This is a genomic window from Acholeplasma hippikon (assembly GCF_900660755.1).
GTDB classification, from domain to species: Bacteria; Bacillota_I; Bacilli_A; order Acholeplasmatales; family Acholeplasmataceae; genus Acholeplasma; species Acholeplasma hippikon.
Genome location: NZ_LR215050.1, coordinates 1,009,692 through 1,028,596, shown reverse-complemented (window position 1 = coordinate 1,028,596; position 18,905 = coordinate 1,009,692). Strand labels below are relative to the sequence as shown.

General features: G+C 38.0%; 19 protein-coding genes, 15 tRNA genes and 3 rRNA genes. All 37 read left to right on the top strand.

The window, feature by feature from the left end:
• Positions 1 to 2: 2 nt before the first annotated feature.
• Positions 3 to 1,853 carry a tRNA uridine-5-carboxymethylaminomethyl(34) synthesis enzyme MnmG gene (gene mnmG, locus EXC59_RS05100; RefSeq protein WP_162164074.1) on the top strand — a complete coding sequence of 617 codons (1,851 nt, stop codon included), beginning with the start codon at positions 3 to 5 and terminating at the stop codon, positions 1,851 to 1,853.
• Entirely contained in the window at positions 1,850 to 2,542 is a 693-nt protein-coding gene (gene rsmG / locus EXC59_RS05095; RefSeq protein WP_035369949.1) for a 16S rRNA (guanine(527)-N(7))-methyltransferase RsmG, read from the top strand. The genes mnmG and rsmG overlap by 4 nt, the downstream gene beginning before the upstream one ends.
• Positions 2,543 to 2,557: 15 nt before the next feature.
• The gene (locus EXC59_RS05090) at positions 2,558 to 2,728 is read left to right on the top strand and encodes a DUF951 domain-containing protein (RefSeq protein WP_084145263.1); all 171 of its coding nucleotides are present in this window, start codon (positions 2,558 to 2,560) and stop codon (positions 2,726 to 2,728) included.
• A 236-nt stretch (positions 2,729 to 2,964) separates the two neighbouring features.
• Positions 2,965 to 3,048 (top strand) — tRNA-Tyr (locus tag EXC59_RS05085).
• Between the two features lie 183 nt (positions 3,049 to 3,231).
• Positions 3,232 to 4,738, top strand: a 16S ribosomal RNA gene (locus EXC59_RS05080).
• Between the two features lie 118 nt (positions 4,739 to 4,856).
• Positions 4,857 to 4,933 (top strand) — tRNA-Ile (locus EXC59_RS05075).
• A gap of 11 nt (positions 4,934 to 4,944) precedes the next feature.
• Positions 4,945 to 5,020: transfer RNA gene (locus tag EXC59_RS05070), tRNA-Ala, on the top strand.
• Between the two features lie 65 nt (positions 5,021 to 5,085).
• Positions 5,086 to 7,928 (top strand): 23S ribosomal RNA (locus EXC59_RS05065).
• A gap of 63 nt (positions 7,929 to 7,991) precedes the next feature.
• A 5S ribosomal RNA gene (gene rrf, locus EXC59_RS05060) occupies positions 7,992 to 8,103 on the top strand.
• Together the 16S, 23S and 5S rRNA genes with 14 tRNA genes alongside form the textbook arrangement of a ribosomal RNA operon.
• Positions 8,104 to 8,141: 38 nt before the next feature.
• Positions 8,142 to 8,217, top strand: a tRNA-Val gene (locus EXC59_RS05055).
• Positions 8,218 to 8,220: 3 nt separating this feature from the next.
• Positions 8,221 to 8,296 (top strand) — tRNA-Thr (locus EXC59_RS05050).
• A gap of 8 nt (positions 8,297 to 8,304) precedes the next feature.
• A tRNA-Lys gene (locus EXC59_RS05045) sits at positions 8,305 to 8,380 on the top strand.
• A gap of 18 nt (positions 8,381 to 8,398) precedes the next feature.
• Positions 8,399 to 8,485, top strand: a tRNA-Leu gene (locus tag EXC59_RS05040).
• Positions 8,486 to 8,501: 16 nt separating this feature from the next.
• Positions 8,502 to 8,577: transfer RNA gene (locus EXC59_RS05035), tRNA-Ala, on the top strand.
• A 31-nt stretch (positions 8,578 to 8,608) separates the two neighbouring features.
• Positions 8,609 to 8,685: transfer RNA gene (locus EXC59_RS05030), tRNA-Met, on the top strand.
• Positions 8,686 to 8,691: 6 nt separating this feature from the next.
• Positions 8,692 to 8,768, top strand: a tRNA-Ile gene (locus EXC59_RS05025).
• A gap of 42 nt (positions 8,769 to 8,810) precedes the next feature.
• Positions 8,811 to 8,899: transfer RNA gene (locus EXC59_RS05020), tRNA-Ser, on the top strand.
• A gap of 19 nt (positions 8,900 to 8,918) precedes the next feature.
• Positions 8,919 to 8,995 (top strand) — tRNA-Met (locus tag EXC59_RS05015).
• Between the two features lie 6 nt (positions 8,996 to 9,001).
• Positions 9,002 to 9,077 (top strand) — tRNA-Asp (locus EXC59_RS05010).
• A gap of 6 nt (positions 9,078 to 9,083) precedes the next feature.
• Positions 9,084 to 9,159 (top strand) — tRNA-Phe (locus EXC59_RS05005).
• 154 nt (positions 9,160 to 9,313) lie between these two features.
• Positions 9,314 to 9,670, top strand: coding sequence for a YccF domain-containing protein (locus EXC59_RS05000; RefSeq protein ID WP_162163929.1), 357 nt, complete (start codon positions 9,314 to 9,316; stop codon positions 9,668 to 9,670).
• A gap of 2 nt (positions 9,671 to 9,672) precedes the next feature.
• On the top strand, positions 9,673 to 10,509 hold the full coding sequence (locus EXC59_RS04995; protein WP_035368643.1) for an NAD(P)-dependent oxidoreductase: 837 nt from the start codon (positions 9,673 to 9,675) through the stop codon (positions 10,507 to 10,509).
• A gap of 56 nt (positions 10,510 to 10,565) precedes the next feature.
• Positions 10,566 to 10,641, top strand: a tRNA-Asp gene (locus EXC59_RS04990).
• A gap of 129 nt (positions 10,642 to 10,770) precedes the next feature.
• Complete coding sequence (locus EXC59_RS04985) at positions 10,771 to 11,619, top strand: DegV family protein (RefSeq protein WP_035368642.1); 849 nt, start codon at positions 10,771 to 10,773, stop codon at positions 11,617 to 11,619.
• A gap of 10 nt (positions 11,620 to 11,629) precedes the next feature.
• Positions 11,630 to 12,067 (top strand): MarR family winged helix-turn-helix transcriptional regulator, encoded by a 438-nt coding sequence (locus EXC59_RS04980; RefSeq protein WP_035368640.1) that lies wholly within the window; start codon positions 11,630 to 11,632, stop codon positions 12,065 to 12,067.
• Positions 12,068 to 12,175: 108 nt separating this feature from the next.
• The gene (locus EXC59_RS04975) at positions 12,176 to 13,600 is read left to right on the top strand and encodes a hypothetical protein (RefSeq protein WP_035368638.1); all 1,425 of its coding nucleotides are present in this window, start codon (positions 12,176 to 12,178) and stop codon (positions 13,598 to 13,600) included.
• 210 nt (positions 13,601 to 13,810) lie between these two features.
• Positions 13,811 to 14,119 carry a 30S ribosomal protein S10 gene (gene rpsJ / locus EXC59_RS04970; RefSeq protein WP_035368636.1) on the top strand — a complete coding sequence of 103 codons (309 nt, stop codon included), beginning with the start codon at positions 13,811 to 13,813 and terminating at the stop codon, positions 14,117 to 14,119.
• A gap of 53 nt (positions 14,120 to 14,172) precedes the next feature.
• On the top strand, positions 14,173 to 14,811 hold the full coding sequence (gene rplC, locus EXC59_RS04965; protein WP_035368634.1) for a 50S ribosomal protein L3: 639 nt from the start codon (positions 14,173 to 14,175) through the stop codon (positions 14,809 to 14,811).
• Positions 14,812 to 14,822: 11 nt separating this feature from the next.
• Complete coding sequence (gene rplD / locus EXC59_RS04960) at positions 14,823 to 15,446, top strand: 50S ribosomal protein L4 (protein WP_035368633.1); 624 nt, start codon at positions 14,823 to 14,825, stop codon at positions 15,444 to 15,446.
• Positions 15,446 to 15,748, top strand: coding sequence for a 50S ribosomal protein L23 (gene rplW / locus EXC59_RS04955; RefSeq protein ID WP_035368632.1), 303 nt, complete (start codon positions 15,446 to 15,448; stop codon positions 15,746 to 15,748). Before rplD ends, rplW begins: the two co-directional genes overlap by 1 nt.
• A 30-nt stretch (positions 15,749 to 15,778) precedes the next feature.
• On the top strand, positions 15,779 to 16,609 hold the full coding sequence (gene rplB, locus EXC59_RS04950; RefSeq protein ID WP_035368631.1) for a 50S ribosomal protein L2: 831 nt from the start codon (positions 15,779 to 15,781) through the stop codon (positions 16,607 to 16,609).
• Between the two features lie 11 nt (positions 16,610 to 16,620).
• Positions 16,621 to 16,902, top strand: a complete 282-nt coding sequence (gene rpsS / locus EXC59_RS04945) for a 30S ribosomal protein S19 (protein ID WP_035368630.1) — start codon at positions 16,621 to 16,623, stop codon at positions 16,900 to 16,902.
• Between the two features lie 12 nt (positions 16,903 to 16,914).
• Complete coding sequence (gene rplV / locus EXC59_RS04940) at positions 16,915 to 17,250, top strand: 50S ribosomal protein L22 (RefSeq protein ID WP_035368629.1); 336 nt, start codon at positions 16,915 to 16,917, stop codon at positions 17,248 to 17,250.
• 6 nt (positions 17,251 to 17,256) lie between these two features.
• Positions 17,257 to 18,012, top strand: coding sequence for a 30S ribosomal protein S3 (gene rpsC / locus EXC59_RS04935; protein ID WP_035368628.1), 756 nt, complete (start codon positions 17,257 to 17,259; stop codon positions 18,010 to 18,012).
• Positions 18,013 to 18,017: 5 nt separating this feature from the next.
• Positions 18,018 to 18,434: a 50S ribosomal protein L16 gene (gene rplP, locus EXC59_RS04930; RefSeq protein ID WP_162163928.1), complete on the top strand. Its 417-nt coding sequence runs from the start codon at positions 18,018 to 18,020 to the stop codon at positions 18,432 to 18,434.
• Complete coding sequence (rpmC, locus tag EXC59_RS04925; protein WP_035368624.1) at positions 18,431 to 18,619, top strand: 50S ribosomal protein L29; 189 nt, start codon at positions 18,431 to 18,433, stop codon at positions 18,617 to 18,619. Before rplP ends, rpmC begins: the two co-directional genes overlap by 4 nt.
• A 13-nt stretch (positions 18,620 to 18,632) precedes the next feature.
• Positions 18,633 to 18,896, top strand: coding sequence for a 30S ribosomal protein S17 (rpsQ, locus tag EXC59_RS04920; protein WP_035368622.1), 264 nt, complete (start codon positions 18,633 to 18,635; stop codon positions 18,894 to 18,896).
• Positions 18,897 to 18,905 lie beyond the last annotated feature (9 nt).

The window sequence follows — 18,905 nt, the reverse complement described above, 5'->3', positions numbered from 1 at the left end:
ATATGATTTATGATGGATTAATTGTTGGGGCTGGACACGCAGGTGTTGAAGCTGCTCTAGCTATGGCAAGAATGAACTTAAATACAATTTTAATTACAGGTAACCTGGAGAAGGTTGCCACTTTGCCATGTAATCCGTCGATTGGTGGACCAGCAAAGGGTATTGTTGTAAGAGAAATTGATGCATTAGGTGGCCAAATGGCTAAATCTGCAGATATGGCACAAATCCAAATGAAGATGTTAAACTCTTCTAAGGGTCCAGCAGTCAGAGCTTTACGTGCTCAAATTGATAAATTAGAATATCCAAAAATTATGTTGGATGTTTTAAAGAAACAAGAAAATTTAACTTTACTAGAAGGCTTAGTTGATCAATTACTTGTTAAAGATGGAGAAGTTTACGGTGTCAGAATGCAAGACGGTTCTGAAATTCTCTCTAAAACAGTCACGATTACAACAGGTACATATTTAGCAAGCCAAATATTAATTGGACATGAAAAAACACCTAGTGGACCACATGGTGAAAAAACAACTTATGGTATTTCAGCACAATTAAAAGAATTAGGATTTAATGTAATCAGATTAAAAACTGGTACACCTCCTAGAATTGCTAAAGATTCAATTGATTATCGTGTTGCAACACCACAACCAGGAGATGCAAAACTTCAAACATTCTCATTTGACTCACCTATTACGGAATTAGGTTATCAAGAAGATTGTTATTTAATTCATACATCACCTGAAACCAAAGAAATTATTTTTAACCATTTAGATGATTCAGCGATGTACGGTGGTGTCGTTGAAGGTGTTGGACCAAGATATTGCCCCTCAATTGAAGATAAATTTGTTAGATTTAAAGACAAAGAACGCCATCAAATTTTCTTAGAACCCGAATCAAGAAGTCTAGATGAAATTTATGTACAAGGTTTTTCAACATCGATGCCAAGAGATGTTCAAGAAAAGATGATTAAATCATTACCTGGTTTAGAAAATGCAAGAATTATTCGATATGCATATGCAATTGAATATGATGCGATTAATCCAAACCAACTTTATCGTTCATTAGAAACCAAAGTCATTAAGAACCTATTTTGCGCTGGCCAAATTAATGGTACTTCAGGTTATGAAGAAGCAGCATGTCAAGGTTTAATGGCTGGAATCAATGCAGGATTAAAAGTACAAGGTAAAGCACCACTCGTTTTAGGACGCAATGAGGCTTACATTGGCGTATTAATTGATGATTTAATCACTAAAGGAACATATGAACCATATCGCTTACTAACATCTAGAGCAGAACATCGATTACTTTTAAGACATGATAATGCGGATTTAAGACTAAGAGAATATGGTTACCAAATTGGATTAGTAACAGAAGAACAATATCAAAGATTCAATCATAAAAAAGAAACAATAGCAAATTTGATTCAAATTGCAAAAACAACTAGAATCTCACCAACAGAAGAAACATTAAATTATTTATCAAGTATGAATTCTGCACCAATTTATGAAGGCGTATTTATCTATGATTTATTAAAACGTCCAGAATTAGGTGTGGAAACACTAAAATACTTTATGAAATTAGATGTATCAGATGACATTTACGAACAAGTTGAAATTCATATCAAGTATCAAGGATATATTGATAAAGCGGCTAGAGAAGCAGAAAAATTAACTCGTTTTGAATCAAGACATATCCCAGAAGATATTGAATACAAATCAATTCAAAATATTTCATCTGAAGCAAGAGAAAAATTAACGAAGGTTAGACCGGAAACACTAGGACAAGCATCAAGAATTTTAGGTGTTAACCCAGCGGATATTTCCGTGTTAATGGTTTATTTAGAGTCACGTCAATGAATAGTCATTTAATTGAAAAAGCGTTAAAAATCAAATTAAATCAAGATCAAATTGAAAAATTCCAAAAGTATTACAAGCATTTAGTGGACTTTAATACACATACAAATTTAACAAGAATTACAGATGAAAAAGAAGTTTACATTAAACATTTTTTAGATTCAGTCTTAATTTCAAATTTAGTGGATTTTAATGAGATTAATACAATATGCGATATGGGAGCGGGAGCTGGATTTCCATCCGTTCCTCTCTTAATTGTATTTCCACATTTGAAAGTTACAATTGTTGAATCTCAAATCAAACGTGTAAAGTTTTTAAATGAATTGCAAGAAATTTTGGGAATCACTTTTGAAGTTGTTCACGAAAGAGCAGAAGTTTATGCTAAAAATAATTTAAACAAGTTTGATTGTGTCACAGCGAGAGCACTTGGCGAACTTAATTTAATTTTAGAATATGGCATACCAATGCTAAAAGTTAATGGATATTTCATTGCACCAAAAGGATCTAAATATCAAGAAGAAATTGCTCATGCCCAAAATGCTTTAAAGGTGCTCCAATCAGAAATTGTGAAAATTTCGACATTTGATTTAATTGAGGAATCTGGCTTTAGAGCTAATATTTTAATAAAAAAGCGCGCGCACGTGAGTGGATACCCACGCGAGTACGCGCGTATAGTAAAAAAACCTTTATAATATGAGGTGATTTAAATGATTTATACATTAGGACAAATCATTGAAACAAAAAAACCCCATGTTTGTGGGAATAGTTCTTGGGAAATTACAAGAACTGGTGTAGATATTAAGATTAAATGTGTCCAATGTGGACGCGAAATCATGATATCTAAAATAGAATTAGATAAGAAAATAAAGAACAAATAGCACTAAATCCATGATTTGGTGTTTTTTTCTAAAAAAAGCACTTTTAGGGTTTGACATTTAAAATAAAATGTTTATAATGTTAGTAGTTAATTATTCTTATTCACGAAAAAGAGAATAGAAACAACTATGTATATTTATATATACATCGCTTAAAAAACGATTATATAAAAAAAGTTAAAAAAAGTAGTTGCAATTTTCCTTAGGATACGATAGAATAATTAAGCACACGAAAATACGGAGGGGTAGCGAAGAGGCTAAACGCGGCAGACTGTAAATCTGTTCCTTACGGTTCGGCAGTTCGAATCTGTCCCCCTCCACCACTCATAAAAAATCACTTAAAAAACCAAAAATTATTTTCTTAAAAAAATAGTTGACAAGGCGAAAATGAAGTGATAAAATGATTAGGCTGTCAAACGACAGCACAATCAAATAAGTCTTTGAAAACTGAATGATGATGAACAATGAATTAAAAAAAATAAAGAGCTAAAATCAAACAAAAACATTTAATGGAGAGTTTGATCCTGGCTCAGGATGAACGCTGGCGGCGTGCCTAATACATGCAAGTCGAACGCTCTATAGCAATATAGGGAGTGGCGAACGGGTGAGTAACACGTAGATAACCTACCCTTACTTCGAGGATAACTTCGGGAAACTGGAGCTAATACTGGATAGGACATATTGAGGCATCTTAATATGTTTAAAGATTTATCGAGTAAGGAGGGGTCTGCGGCGCATTAGTTAGTTGGTGGGGTAAAGGCCTACCAAGACGATGATGCGTAGCCGGACTGAGAGGTCTACCGGCCACATTGGGACTGAGAACGGCCCAAACTCCTACGGGAGGCAGCAGTAGGGAATTTTCGGCAATGGGGGAAACCCTGACCGAGCAACGCCGCGTGAACGAAGAAGTTCTTCGGAATGTAAAGTTCTTTTATCTGGGAAGAAAAATAACCAAATTGACGGTACCAGATGAATAAGCCCCGGCTAACTATGTGCCAGCAGCCGCGGTAATACATAGGGGGCAAGCGTTATCCGGATTTACTGGGCGTAAAGGGTGCGTAGGTTGTTAATTAAGTTTCTGGTATAAGTGCAGTGCTCAACGCTGTGATGCTAGAAAAACTGGTTAGCTAGAGTAAGACAGAGGTAAGTGGAATTCCATGTGTAGCGGTAAAATGCGTAAATATATGGAGGAACACCAGTGGCGAAGGCGGCTTACTGGGTCTTTACTGACGCTGATGCACGAAAGCGTGGGGAGCAAACAGGATTAGATACCCTGGTAGTCCACGCCGTAAACGATGAGTACTAAGTGTTGGCCCTAAGGGTCAGTGCTGCAGCTAACGCATTAAGTACTCCGCCTGAGTAGTACGTACGCAAGTATGAAACTCAAAGGAATTGACGGGACCCCGCACAAGCGGTGGATCATGTTCTTTAATTCGTCGATACGCGAAAAACCTTACCAGGTCTTGACATACTCTGCAATGGCTTAGAAATAAGTTCGGAGGTTAACAGATGTACAGGTGGTGCACGGTTGTCGTCAGCTCGTGTCGTGAGATGTTGGGTTAAGTCCCGCAACGAGCGCAACCCTTATTGCTAGTTACCATCATTAAGTTGGGGACTCTAGCGAGACTGCCAGTGATAAACTGGAGGAAGGTGGGGATGACGTCAAATCATCATGCCCCTTATGACCTGGGCTAGAAACGTGATACAATGGCAAATACAAAGAGAAGCAAGAGGGTGACCTGGAGCGAATCTCATAAAAATTGTCTCAGTTCGGATTGAAGTCTGCAACTCGACTTCATGAAGTTGGAATCGCTAGTAATCGCAGATCAGCATGCTGCGGTGAATACGTTCTCGGGGTTTGTACACACCGCCCGTCAAACCACGAAAGTGAACAATACCCAAAGCCGGTGGCCTAACCCGAAAGGGAGGGAGCCGTCTAAGGTAGGGTTCATGATTGGGGTTAAGTCGTAACAAGGTATCCCTACGGGAACGTGGGGATGGATCACCTCCTTTCTAAGGAGAAAGGCTTACTAATAATAAGCAAAAATAGCTTAGTAGCATAAGCTAAACAATTTCTTCATGTTCATCATATTCAGTTTTGAGAGACTTATGTTTCTCCAATTAAACAGTGGGGCCTGTAGCTCAGTTGGTTAGAGCACACGCTTGATAAGCGTGGGGTCGATGGTTCAAGTCCATTTAGGCCCACCATTAAAAAATTAGGGGCTTTAGCTCAGCTGGGAGAGCGCCTGCCTTGCACGCAGGAGGCCAGCGGTTCGATCCCGCTAAGCTCCACCAATTAGGCTAAATACCTAATGAGATCTTTGAAAAGTAGATAAATGATGTCAGAAATGATTAAAAAAGGTTAAGGAAGAAAGGGCATGCAGTGGATGCCTTGGCACCAAGAGGCGATGAAGGACGGAACTAACACCGAAATGCCGGGAGTAGCTGTAAGTAAGCGACGATCCCCGGATGTCCGAATGGGGGAACCCACCATGTGGAAGACATGGTACAGTCGTAAGACTGAGCGACACGCAGGGAATTGAAATATCTCACGTACCTGCAGGAAAAGAAAGTAAAAACGATTCTGTCAGTAGCGACGAGCGAACGCGGAGGAGCCAGATAACTAAGGTTACAAAATCATATCATAGGTGAACGACTTGGGAAGGTCGGGCATAGAGGGTGATACCCCCGTAATCGAAATGGTATGATCCATGTTATCAAAAAGTAGGGCGGGACACGAGAAATCCCGTTTGAAGATAGGAGGACCATCTCCTAAGGCTAAATACTACTTGGTGACCGATAGTGAACCAGTACAGTGATGGAAAGGTGAAAAGAACCCCGGGAGGGGAGTGAAAGAGAACCTGAAACTGTGTGCTTACAAATAGTCAGAGCCCGTTAATGGGTGATGGCATGCCTTTTGTAGAATGAACCGGCGAGTTACGTTACATAGCAAGGTTAAGGATGAAGGTCCGGAGCCGAAGCGAAAGCGAGTCTGAATAGGGCGACTAAGTTGTGTGATGTAGACCCGAAACTGGGTGATTTAGCCATGAGCAGGTTGAAGTAAGGGTAGTACCTTATGGAGGACCGAACCGGTGTTGGTTGAAAACAGCTCGGATGACTTGTGGCTAGGGGAGAAATTCCAATCGAACTCAGAGATAGCTGGTTCTCCCCGAAATATCTTTAGGGATAGCGTTAGAAAAAAGATTTGTCGAAGGTAGAGCACTGAATGTGTGATGGCCCCACCTCGGGGTACTGAACACAATCAAACTACGAATGTCGGCAAATGCGTCTAGCAGTCAGACTACGGGTGATAAGGTTCGTGGTCAAAAGGGAAAGAGCCCAGACCGCCAGATAAGGTCCCAAAATATATGCTAAGTGGAAAAGGAAGTGGAGATGCACAAACAACCAGGATGTTGGCTTAGAAGCAGCCATCATTTAAAGAGTGCGTAAAAGCTCACTGGTCGAGTGACTCTGCGCCGAAAATGTACCGGGGCTAAGCATATTACCGAAGCTGCGGATTTAAAGTAAAGAATATTTTAAGTGGTAGGGGAGCGTTCCCGTTGCGGAGAAGCATGATCGTAAGGACATGTGGAGCGGCGGGAAGTGAGAATGCCGGTGTGAGTAACGAAAAGACAGGTGAGAATCCTGTCCGTCATAAACCCAAGGTTTCCAGGGGAAGGTTCGTCCGCCCTGGGTAAGTCGGGACCTAAGGTGAGGCTGAAAAGCGTAGCCGATGGATAACTAGTAGAGATTCTAGTACCAGTGTAATGACTGATGGAGTGACAGAGGAGGATAGGCTCCCGCTCTTAGTGGATTGAGCGAAAAGAGTACGAGGCTGTGTCTTAGGCAAATCCGGGACACATAAGGCTGAGGCTTGATGGAGTACGAGTTCAGACTCTCTAGAAAAGCTTCTAGGGTTAATCATTATACTGCCCGTACCGTAAACCGACACAGGTGGGTGAGTAGAATATATTAAGACGCGCGAGAAAACTGTTGTTAAGGAACTCGGCAAATTGACCCCGTAACTTAGGGAAAAGGGGGACTTAAATGAAAAAATTAAGTCGCAGAGAAAAGGCCCAAGCGACTGTTTAGCAAAAACACAGCTCTCTGCAAAACCGTAAGGTGAAGTATAGAGGGTGACGCTTGCCCGGTGCTGGAAGATTAAGAGGAGATGTCAGGGGTAACCTAAAGCATTGAATTGAAGTCCCAGTAAACGGCGGCCGTAACTATAACGGTCCTAAGGTAGCGAAATTCCTTGGCGGGTAAGTTCCGTCCTGCACGAAAAGCGTAACGATTTGGGCACTGTCTCAACAACAGACTCGGTGAAATCAAGCTGCCGGTGAAAACGCCGGCTACCCGCGATTAGACGAAAAGACCCCATGGAGCTTCACTGTAACTTGATATTGAAATTGGGTGTAAGATGTACAGGATAGGTAGGACGCTATGAAGTTGGTACGCTAGTATCGATGGAGCGGTCGTTGGGATACTACCCTTCGTGCACTTAGTTTCTAACTCGCCGGAGTGGATCCGGGAGGACAGTGTCTGGTGGGCAGTTTGACTGGGGCGGTCGCCTCCTAAAGAGTAACGGAGGCGCTCGAAGGTTACCTCAGAACGGTCGGAAATCGTTCTATAGAGTGCAATGGCAGAAGGTAGCTTGACTGCGAGACAAACAAGTCGAGCAGGGACGAAAGTCGGACATAGTGATCTTACGGTACCGAATGGAAGGGCCGTGACTCAACGGATAAAAGTTACCCTGGGGATAACAGGCTTATCGCTTCCAAGCGTTCACAGCGACGAAGCGGTTTGGCACCTCGATGTCGGCTCGTCGCATCCTGGAGCTGGAGTAGGTTCCAAGGGTTGGGCTGTTCGCCCATTAAAGCGGCACGCGAGCTGGGTTCAGAACGTCGTGAGACAGTTCGGTCTCTATCTATCGTGGGCGTTGGAAATTTGAAGGGAGCTGTCCTTAGTATGAGAAGACCGGGATGGACATACCTCTGGTGCACCAATTGGCATTCCAGTGCCACAGTTGGGTAGCTATGTATGGAAGGGATAAACGCTGAAAGCATCTAAGCGTGAAGCCCACCTTAAGATGAGATTTCCCAATTAGTAAGACCCCTTGAAGACGACAAGGTTGATAGGTCAGGTGTGTAAGCACAGTGATGTGTTTAGCTTACTGATACTAATAGGTCGAGGACTTAACCTTAAGTAATTAAATTTACAAATAAACATTTCTGAAAAATCATTTATCTAGTTTTGAGAGTATATGTCTGGTGACGATGGCGAGGTGGATCCACCTGTTCCCATCCCGAACACAGAAGTTAAGCACCTCAGCGCCGAAGATAGTTAATACAAATAGCAAAAATAGGACGTTGCCAGGCATTATCTCATTATGATATAATATACATTGCATGAACATGGAGGCTTAGCTCAGCTGGGAGAGCATCTGCCTTACAAGCAGAGGGTCGGCGGTTCGATCCCGTCAGCCTCCACCACTTGCCGAAATAGCTCAATAGGCAGAGCAACTGATTTGTAATCAGTAGGTTGCGGGTTCAATTCCTGTTTTCGGCACCACTTCATATGTCCCGTTAGCTCAGGCGGTAGAGCACTTGACTTTTAATCAAGGTGTCGATGGTTCGAGTCCATCACGGGACACCACTTAATTAACTAGATAATGCCCGGATGGTGAAATCGGTAAACACGCAGGACTTAAAATCCTGTGGAGTAAAATCCTTGTCGGTTCAAGTCCGACTCCGGGCACCATCTTTTTTTCATAAATGGGGCTTTAGCTCAGCTGGGAGAGCGCCTGCCTTGCACGCAGGAGGCCAGCGGTTCGATCCCGCTAAGCTCCACCATTTAATGATTTAAAGGATTCCAACCACATACGGCGGTGTAGCTCAGCTGGCTAGAGCGTGCGGTTCATACCCGCAAGGTCGAGGGTTCAAGTCCCCCCGCCGCTACCAGAAAATGGACCCGTAGCTCAGTTGGTTAGAGCTACCGGCTCATAACCGGTCGGTCGTTGGTTCGAGTCCAACCGGGTCCACCAGACTCACATCATTAAAGTCTTAATAAAAGTTATAAATCAAACGGAGGAATACCCAAGAGGCTGAAGGGATCGGTCTTGAAAACCGACAGGGTGTAAAAGCCGCGGGGGTTCAAATCCCTCTTCCTCCGCCATTTAATTTAATCAACATATCGCGGGATAGAGCAGTCTGGTAGCTCGTCGGGCTCATAACCCGAAGGTCATTGGTTCAAATCCATTTCCCGCAACCAATTAATGGTCCGGTGGTGTAGGGGTTAACATGCTTGCCTGTCACGCAGGAGATCGCGGGTTCAAATCCCGTCCGGACCGCCATTAATTGCCTCTGTAGCTCAGTTGGTAGAGCAGTGGCCTGAAGAGCCACGTGTCGGCGGTTCAACTCCGTCCGGAGGCACCACTTCAATAAAACCATTAACCACTTAAGTGTGGTTTTTTTATTTTTAAAATTGAATCAATTAAATATGAATTTCTATTTTTCTATAATCATATATATAAGATAAATATTGTAATTATCAGGTATACTAATATATATAATAAAAAAAGAGGTAAACATGAAAACTTTATTAAACATCATTTGGATAATCTTTGGTGGTTTATTGATGTCATTGATTTTATTTGTTTTGGGTATTATTTTTTCTATTACAATCATTGGATTACCTATTGGACTTCAACTCTTTAAGTTATCTAAATTAGTCTTAACGCCGTTTGGAAAAAATCTAAATTTAGGGTTTGATAAACATCCACTGATAAATATCATTTGGGCAATTTTATTTGGATGGGAACTTATGATATTTTGCATATCAATTGCAGCAATATATGCAATAACAATTATTGGAATTCCTTTTGGAATTGCATGGATTAAGATTGGCATTTTAACATTATGTCCGTTTGGAAGTGAGGTAAATTGAAAATGAAAATAGCTTGGATTGGAACTGGAATCATGGGGGCGCCGATGGCACTACATGTCGCAGAAAAATATGATGTGACTGTATATAATAGGACATTTGAAAAAGCAAAAAAATTGGAACCAAAAGTAAAGGCTGTGGCAAGTATTGAAGAAGCAGTAAAAAATGCAGATTTAATTTTTACTATTGTTGGTTATCCTTCAGATGTTGAGGCAGTTTATAATGAAATATTCAAATATGTTAAAAAAGGTACAATTTGTGTTGATATGACAACCTCCTCACCCCTTTTAGCACAAAAATTGGTCGAAAAGGGGGGACCCTTAGGCATTGATGTGCTAGATTCTCCCGTAACTGGGGGGGACCTTGGTGCGAAAAATGCAACTTTATCTATTATGGTTGGAGGTAACTATGATGCATTTCTAAAAGTTAGAGATGTTCTTAAGTTGATGGGAACAACAATCAATTATGTAGGTGAAGCAGGGTCTGGACAATATGCTAAACTCAGTAACCAGATAGCAATTGCTGGTGCGCTCTTAGGTGTTGCCGAAAGTTTAACTTTTGCTAAAGAAAAGAATCTTAATCTCAATACGGTCTATGCGATTTTAAATGGAGGTAGTGCTCAAAGTACTCAACTTAAAGTGAACGGTAAAAAGATGATTGATGAAGATTTTAATCCAGGATTTTATGTTAAGCACTTTCTAAAAGATTTACAAATTGCTCATGAAGTTACTTCAAAAAAACTTCCAACTTTGGATCTAGCAATTCAAATTTTAAAAGAGCTAGTTCTTGAAGGCGATGAGAATTTAGGAACCCAATCAGTCATTAAATTTTATCAAAGATAATACTTAAAAAATATTGACTTAAGTGTTATAAATTGTTACAATAGTAGTGCTTAAGAGGTCCGGTGGTGTAGGGGTTAACATGCTTGCCTGTCACGCAGGAGATCGCGGGTTCAAATCCCGTCCGGACCGCCATAGCATATTATCGCTTTGGCGATTTTTTTTTATATTCTTTCAAGTTAATGTCTTTGAATTAAAAGAAAAGTATGGTACACTATTAAAGAATACTTTGACTTTCAAAGTAATTTCACGAGGGAGAAGAAAATGAAAAAAATCGCAGTAGTAACTTGCTCTACATCAGGTCTTGATTATCTACCTGAAAAAGATAGAATAAGTATTTTGAGAATGACAGTCACATTTGATCAAGATGAATATCTCGACTATGTTGATATTAAAGCAGAAGACTTTTACCAAAAGATGTTAGATAATCCAAACGCTGAAATTCATACTTCGCAAATTCCTGTTGGTAAATTTGTTGAGACGTTTGAAACATTAAAACAAGAAGGTTATGAAGGAATCATTGTCATTACCATTTCATCAAAACTAAGTGGTACGTACCAAGGTGCTGTACTTGCTAAAGATATGGTTGAAGGAATTGATATCGAAGTTATTGATTCTAAGAGTGTTTCATATGGTGAGGCGTTCCTTGCAGTTAGAGCACTCCGTATGATTGAGGAGAATAAATCACTTAAAGAAATTAAATTAGAATTAGAACTGGCTATTCAAAAATGTCAGATCTATGTTCTTGTTGATACATTGAAGTATTTAGTAAAAAATGGTAGACTATCATCAACGGCAGGGATTCTAGGATCACTTCTAAAAATTAAACCACTTTTAAAAATCACAGAAGAGGGTTATTTAAAACCATACGAAAAAATTCGTACAACATCTAAAGCTCAAAAACGTGCGTTAGAAATTTTATTTGAAGAAACAAAGAACAAAGATGTGGAGTATTTCATTGCTTTCACAACAAACAAAGAAAAAGCAGAAGAAATTAAATCTGAGATTTTAGCCGAAAGACCAGGAGCATTTGTTACATTAATTCCATTAACGCCAGTTGTTGGAGCACATGCAGGACCAGGAACGCTTGGTTTAGGATATTCAGAAAGATAGGAGTTAGGATATGACATCACCCAAAGAAGTAATCAACATGTTACTAGTAGACGTTTTTAATCACATCTTGAGAATTGAAGAAAGCACACTCAAAGAAAGAGGAGTTACTTTATCCATGTCTGAAGTACATGTGTTAGAAGCAATTAGAAACACGGAAGTACCGACAATGGGTGAAGTTGCCAAAAGACTTCACATCACCTTAGGCACATTAACAACCTCGATCAATATTTTAGTTAGAAAAAAATATGTTTATCGTTACAGTGATGAGAAGGATAGACGTAAAGTCTATTTAAGACTAACAGACAGTGCTAAACAAGTCTTGGAAATACATGATAATTTTCATGATGAGATGATTGAGGCCACGTTTAAAGACTTACAACTAGAAAAAGATGAAGTTTTAATGAAATCATTGGCTAATTTAACCGAATATTTCAAGAAAAAGTATTAAATTTAGAGGTTTTTGAGAAAAAATCTCTTTTTTTTAACAAAATTTTTGCCTTTCTAAAACAAATGTGGCTATAATTGATAGCGTTTATGAAAGGAAAATATCGGAATTATGAACCCAAACACATCAACTTTTACACAAAAGTTCATTAAATTACCAAAAATTGAGGATTATAGTGAGAAGGATTTTGATAAAAACTTCATCCTAGATACACTAGAGGAGATAACAAAAGAAACATTAGGAAGGATCGTTGAGACACACAAACAAGGATTTATTGACCTTGAGGTTTCTAATGTCATTAGTCTTTCTGAAGCATTTAGAACACTCTATGATACTTTTGCCTTCAGTCTAGTTTTAAATCAAAACATTGGAAATATCATGAATCATCTACAAAAGTCATTCTTGTTGAATTATAAAAATCAACCAGAAATTACGCATACTTTGCAACAAGTGTTAGCAAAATTAGAAGCAAAACTTATTTTTTCAAAGCTACAAAGCCAAGAAAACGCAATTTTCTTAGCAATAGAAAACTATAATTTATTCACCTTCATCTATATGCCAAAGGCCGTTAAACTTGTATCATTCAAGAAAGAACCTGAAGCATTAATTAAGTCGTTATTAATGTCAAAAGACATTAATTTTTTTATTAATAAGGACCAAATTTCTTATGAAATCCCCTATACTTTAGATGTTATTAAGCAAAGAGTATCAACCCAAAAAATGAGTTTAAAAAACTATGAAAAACCAATAAAAATTGATACAAAAAACTTTAAAATTGGGCTTCAAATCAATGATTTAGAAGACCTAAAAAATGTTTCAAATCATCGTGCAAATTTCATCTATATTGAACCAGAAAAAGCCTATATTAAATATGCTGGAATTTTAGAAAAAGAATCACGAATTGAATTTTATAAATCGCTTTATGAAGCCTATAAAGATACTGAAATTATACTTGTATTACCCAAATTGGATGTCTTAAATAAATATCATTTTTCAGATCAAGATTATATTTTAGATAAATCTAATTTTTTAAAACATTATTTCATGTATATTGAAGAATTAGATGCAGCTACAATAACTGAAAATCCTAATTTAAAAATCTCAATCCCTAGTTTAACAGATGATTTCGAGTTTAAAGAACTAAAATCACAAGTTAAACAATGGTTGAAAATGTTAAAAAGAAGTATACCGAATATTGGTTTTTCTATAGAAACAGACTCATCATATGACTATTCAGAGTACTTTAAGAAGTTTGATTTTGCTTGTATTGATTTAGATCGCATTTATGATGAAATTAGTATGAGTGATGACATAAAGTTATTTTATAAAGACATTTCATTCTTAAATCAACAATTAAAGATAAGAAAGAAAGAAGTTTACCTTATAGGTAAAGATTTAAAATCTTATGATATAATAAGAATGTTAGTGAAAAAAGGATTTAAAAATTTTGTGATAAATCCCGAAATGTATCCATATTTAGAACAAATCATTACTGAATATAATTTATCTAGAGGAAAATTCAAAAAAATAAAATAACATAATCTTAAAAAATATATTTTTTAAATAAAAAAGTATAAAAAGGGTTGCAATCAGCGACCTTTTTTTATATAATTAAAAGGCTTGCGTATATACAAGTAAAGCGATGATCTGGAAGGTTGTCGATACACGGATAGCCGTTGTCGGTGTAACGAGTTTTTCCAGGGAGTTAGTCTATGCAAGGGATTATAGACGAAAGGAGATCAAAAAATGGCAAAAGAAATTATCAAAATCAGCTTAAAAGCATATGATCATAGATTAATCGATCAAGCTGCTAAGAAAATTGTTGAAAGTGTTGAAAAGACTGGTGCAGTAGTACAAGGTCCGATTCCACTACCAACAAAGAAAGAAATCTTCACTATCTTACGAAGCCCACACGTAAACAAAGATTCACGTGAACAATTCGAAAGAAGAACACACAAGAGATTAATTCAAATCTTAGAGCCAAATTCAAAAACAATCGATGCTTTAATGAGAATTGATTTACCATCAGGAATTGATATCGTCCTAAAGAAATAATTGGATATCAAAAAAATAGTTAACCCAAAAGAAAAAAAGAAAGAGGAAAGACAATGGCCAAAGGAATCTTAGGTAAAAAAGTTGGAATGACTCAAATTTTCGATGAAAATGGAGTTTTAATTCCAGTTACCGTTATTGATGTTGAAGGCAACGTTGTATTACAACAAAAGACTGTTGAAACAGACGGTTATGTTGCGACACAACTTGGATTCGAATCAAAACGCGAAAAATTAAGTAACAAGCCAGAATTAGGGCACGTGAAAAAAGCTAATACAGCACCTAAGCGCTTCGTAAAAGAAATCAGATTTGATGCGCTTAATAATGAAATGTTAGCTTTAGAAGTAGGTACAGCGCTATCAGCTGATTTATTCAATGCTGGAGATGACATCGACGTAACAGGAACTTCAAAAGGTAAAGGTTACGCTGGGGTTATCAAAAAGAATAACCAATCAAGAGGACCAATGACTCACGGATCTATGTATCATAGAGCTCCAGGTTCAATGGGACCAATTAAAGGTAAGATGAAGGGTAAACAATTACCATCACAAATGGGGGCTGAAACAGTTACTGTTCAAAACTTAAAAGTTGTAGCAGTAGACACTGAAAACCAATTATTATTAGTTTCAGGTGCGGTTCCAGGACCTAAAAAAGGTTATGTAGTTGTTAAGACATCAATTAAGAAAGGTAACTAAGGAAAAAGAATATGCCAACATTAGATTTATTAAACCAAAATGGTACTAAAGTTTCTGAAGTTGCTTTAAATGATGCAATCTTCGGAATCGAACCAAATCAACAAGTTTTATATGATGTAGTAAACGCACAACGTGCTGCATTAAGACAAGGAACACATAAAACTAAAACTAGAGCAGAAGTTTCTGGTGGCGGTAAAAAACCTTGGAGACAAAAAGGTACTGGTAGAGCACGTCAAGGTTCTACACGTTCACCACAATGGAGACATGGTGGTATCGTATTCGGACCAACTCCAAGAAGTTATGCTGTAAAAGTTAACCAAAAAGTTAAACAATTAGCATTAAGATCAGCGTTATCATACCATGTGTTAGAAAACCAAATGGTACTAGTTGATTCATTATCAGTGGCTCAACCAAAAACTAAGTTATTCGCTGAAATTATTTCAAACTTAAAATTAGAAGGTAAGACTTTAGTATTAGCTACTAATGTAGATGAAAACTTATTATTAGCTGCATCTAACTTACCAACTGCAGAAATCAGAGAAGTTTCACAAGTTTCAGTTTACGAACTATTAAAGTTCAACAACGTTGTGTTAACTCAAGATGCTGTTAAATACTACGAGGAGGTATTAGGATAATGGCTAAACAAGTAGAAGTTAAATACTATGAACTGTTACAAGCACCAATTATCACTGAAAACTCAATGAAATTAGTGGAAACAGCTAATAGATATACATTTAGAGTTCCAAAAACTGCTAACAAAGTAGAAATTAAAAAAGCAGTTGAAGCAGTATTCGGAGTAAACGTATTAAACGTTCATACAATCAATGTTTTACCAAAAGCAAAAAAAGTTGGTAAATATGAAGGATTTAAATCTGGATACAAAAAAGCAATTGTCCAATTAGCTGAAGGACAAACAATTCCTGCATTTGCAGTGTAATTGAAGTGAAAAATATAGGAGATTTAACTTATGGCAGTTAAAATTTATAAGAGAACGACTAATGGTCGTCGTAACATGAGTGTTTTAACATTCGATGAAATCACAACATCTACTCCTGAAAAGTCACTGCTTGCGCCAATTACTAAAACAGGTGGACGTAACAATCAAGGTAAATTGACTGTTAGACATATCGGTGGCGGTGCTAAACGTAAGTATCGTATTATTGACTTTAAACGCGATAAAGAAAATATCGTAGGACGTGTTGCAACTATCGAATATGATCCAAACAGATCAGCAAATATTGCATTAATTAACTACACAGATGGAGAAAAGAGATATATCTTAGCTCCTAAAGGATTAACAGTTGGATTAGAAGTGGTTTCTGGTTCAAACGTTGATATCAAAGTAGGTAATTCATTACCAATTATGAATATCCCAGTTGGTACAGTTGTACACAACGTAGAATTACACCCAGGTAAAGGCGGTCAAATCGCTAGATCAGCAGGTACTTCAGTTCAAATCTTAGGACGTGAAGACAAGTACGTGTTAGTTCGTTTACAATCAGGTGAAGTTCGTAAGATTTTAGGCGCATGCCGTGCGACTATCGGTGAAGTAGGTAACGAATCACACGAATTAGTAAGAATCGGTAAAGCGGGTAGAACTCGTCACATGGGTGTTAGACCTACAGTACGTGGTTCTGTTATGAACCCTAACGATCACCCACATGGTGGTGGTGAAGGTAAACAACCAGTTGGTAGAAAACAACCAATGACTCCATGGGGCAAGAAAGCTCGTGGAATTAAGACACGTGATTCTAAGAAGGCGTCAAATGATTTAATTATCAGACGTAGAAACGGATAAGGAGGAAAAAAATGGCACGCTCACTTAAAAAAGGACCTTTCGCTGATGCATCATTATTAGAGAAGGTTGCAAAACAAGCAAATTCAAATGACAAAAAAGTAATTCAAACTTGGAGCCGACGTTCTACAATTTTCCCTGAATTTATCGGTTTCACTATTGCGGTCTATAATGGTCGTGAACACATTCCAGTTTACATTACAGAAGACATGGTAGGGCACAAGTTAGGAGAATTCGCTCCAACTCGTACTTTCCCAGGTCATAAAAAAGAAGACAAGAAAGTCGCTAAGAGATAAGGAGAAAGAATCATGGAAGCTAAAGCAATTGCAAAAACTGTGAGAATCGCTCCTAGAAAAGCGAGACTTGTAGTTGACTTAATTCGCGGAAAGAACGTTAAAGAAGCTCGCGCTTACTTAATGTTTACTCCAAAATCAGCATCACCGATTGTTGCTAAAGTTTTAAATTCAGCAGTCGCAAATGCTACTCATAACTTAAACATGGACGAAAATAAATTATTCGTTAAAGAAGTTTGGGTTAATGAATCAGTAACAATGAAGAGAATGTTACCAAGAGCTAAAGGTACTGGTAACGTGATCAAAAAGAGAACATCACACATCACTGTTGTAGTGGCGGAAAGGGAGTAATCAAGCATGGGACAAAAAACTAATCCAAATGGCTTACGTCTAGGAATCATTCGTACTTGGGAATCAAAATGGTACGCTGGAAAGAATGATGTACCTGCTTTAGTTAAAGAAGATGCGATGATTCGCGAATTCTTATCAACTAACTTCAAAAAAGCTGGTGTATCTCAAATCGAAATCGAACGTGTTAAAGCTAAAAATAAAGAACGCGTTACAATCAAATTATATGTTGCTAAACCTGGTATCGCATTAGGTAAAGAAGGAAGCGACAAAAACAAAGCGGTTTCTAAATTAGAATACTTAACTAAGAAAGAAATCGTATTAAACATCATTGAAGTAAGAAAACCTGAAAAAGTTGCTGCTCTAGTTGCACAAAATATTGCTGAACAATTAGAACAACGTGCTTCATTCAGACGTGTACAAAAAATGGCGATTCAACGTGCGCTTAAAGCTGGTGCTAAAGGTGTTAGAACTGTAGTATCAGGTCGTTTAGGTGGAGCTGAAATCGCAAGAAGTGAAGGGTATTCTGAAGGCCGTGTACCTCTACATACATTAAGAGCTGATGTTGACTATGCAACTGCAGAAGCATCAACAACTTACGGTATTTTAGGTGTTAAGGTTTGGATTTACCATGGTGAAGTATTACCGGGACAATCAATCTTAGATACAAGAAAACCATTCGAAATTGATCAAAAGAGAGGCAGAAACGAAGGCAGACGTCCTCGTACAGATAGAAAGCCTCAAAGAAATAACAAGGAGGACTAATTCACATGTTAATGCCTAAAAGAACGAAATATCGTCGTCCTCATCGTGTGTCTTACGAAGGTAAAGCAAAAGGTAGAAATGAAATCATTAACGGAGAATTCGCTTTAGTATCTCAAGAAGGTGCTTGGGTAAACTCTCGTCAAATCGAAGCTGCGCGTATTGCTATGACTCGTCATATGAAACGTCAAGGTAAAGTTTGGATTAATATCTTCCCACATCTTGCAAAAACTAAGAAACCTCTAGAAGTACGTATGGGATCTGGTAAAGGTGCTCCAGACTCATGGGTAGCAGTAGTTAAAGACGGAAAAATTATGTTTGAAATTGCTGGTGTTTCAGAAGAAGTTGCAAGAGAAGCTTTAAGATTAGCATCTCATAAATTACCAGTTAAGACTAAAATTGTAAGAAAGGGTGACCAAGCGTGAAAGCAGCTGATATCAGAAACTTAAAAACTGCAGAAATCAACTCTAAGATAGCTGAATTAAAAGCTGAATTATTCAATTTACGCTTCCAACACGCTGTCGGACAATTAGAAAATACTGCACGTTTAAAAACTATTAAAAAGACTATCGCTCAAATGAAGACTATCATTTCTGAGCGTGGCGAATAAGGAGGATATAACGATGGAAAGATTAAATGCTAAAAAAGTTTATACTGGAAAAGTTGTATCTGACAAAACTGACAAGACTATTACAGTAGTAGTAGATACTTACAAAAAACATGCGCTTTATAACAAGCGTGTAAAAACATCAAAGAAATTCCATGTGCATGATGAAAACAATGTTGCTAAAGTTGGCGACATCGTAACAATCATTGAATCAAGACCATTATCAAAGACTAAACGTTTCCGTTTAGTTGAAGTGGTTTCACATGTTGAAATTGTATAAGGAGGACGA

Bases quoted from the DNA above. Each gene is read 5' to 3' on its own strand.
- mnmG (WP_162164074.1), top strand. From the start codon at position 3: ATGATTTATGATGGATTAATTGTTGGGGCTGGACACGCAGGTGTTGAA.
- rsmG (WP_035369949.1), top strand. From the start codon at position 1,850: ATGAATAGTCATTTAATTGAAAAAGCGTTAAAAATCAAATTAAATCAA.
- EXC59_RS05090 (WP_084145263.1), top strand. From the start codon at position 2,558: ATGATTTATACATTAGGACAAATCATTGAAACAAAAAAACCCCATGTT.
- EXC59_RS05000 (WP_162163929.1), top strand. From the start codon at position 9,314: ATGAAAACTTTATTAAACATCATTTGGATAATCTTTGGTGGTTTATTG.
- EXC59_RS04995 (WP_035368643.1), top strand. From the start codon at position 9,673: ATGAAAATAGCTTGGATTGGAACTGGAATCATGGGGGCGCCGATGGCA.
- EXC59_RS04985 (WP_035368642.1), top strand. From the start codon at position 10,771: ATGAAAAAAATCGCAGTAGTAACTTGCTCTACATCAGGTCTTGATTAT.
- EXC59_RS04980 (WP_035368640.1), top strand. From the start codon at position 11,630: ATGACATCACCCAAAGAAGTAATCAACATGTTACTAGTAGACGTTTTT.
- EXC59_RS04975 (WP_035368638.1), top strand. From the start codon at position 12,176: ATGAACCCAAACACATCAACTTTTACACAAAAGTTCATTAAATTACCA.
- rpsJ (WP_035368636.1), top strand. From the start codon at position 13,811: ATGGCAAAAGAAATTATCAAAATCAGCTTAAAAGCATATGATCATAGA.
- rplC (WP_035368634.1), top strand. From the start codon at position 14,173: ATGGCCAAAGGAATCTTAGGTAAAAAAGTTGGAATGACTCAAATTTTC.
- rplD (WP_035368633.1), top strand. From the start codon at position 14,823: ATGCCAACATTAGATTTATTAAACCAAAATGGTACTAAAGTTTCTGAA.
- rplW (WP_035368632.1), top strand. From the start codon at position 15,446: ATGGCTAAACAAGTAGAAGTTAAATACTATGAACTGTTACAAGCACCA.
- rplB (WP_035368631.1), top strand. From the start codon at position 15,779: ATGGCAGTTAAAATTTATAAGAGAACGACTAATGGTCGTCGTAACATG.
- rpsS (WP_035368630.1), top strand. From the start codon at position 16,621: ATGGCACGCTCACTTAAAAAAGGACCTTTCGCTGATGCATCATTATTA.
- rplV (WP_035368629.1), top strand. From the start codon at position 16,915: ATGGAAGCTAAAGCAATTGCAAAAACTGTGAGAATCGCTCCTAGAAAA.
- rpsC (WP_035368628.1), top strand. From the start codon at position 17,257: ATGGGACAAAAAACTAATCCAAATGGCTTACGTCTAGGAATCATTCGT.
- rplP (WP_162163928.1), top strand. From the start codon at position 18,018: ATGTTAATGCCTAAAAGAACGAAATATCGTCGTCCTCATCGTGTGTCT.
- rpsQ (WP_035368622.1), top strand. From the start codon at position 18,633: ATGGAAAGATTAAATGCTAAAAAAGTTTATACTGGAAAAGTTGTATCT.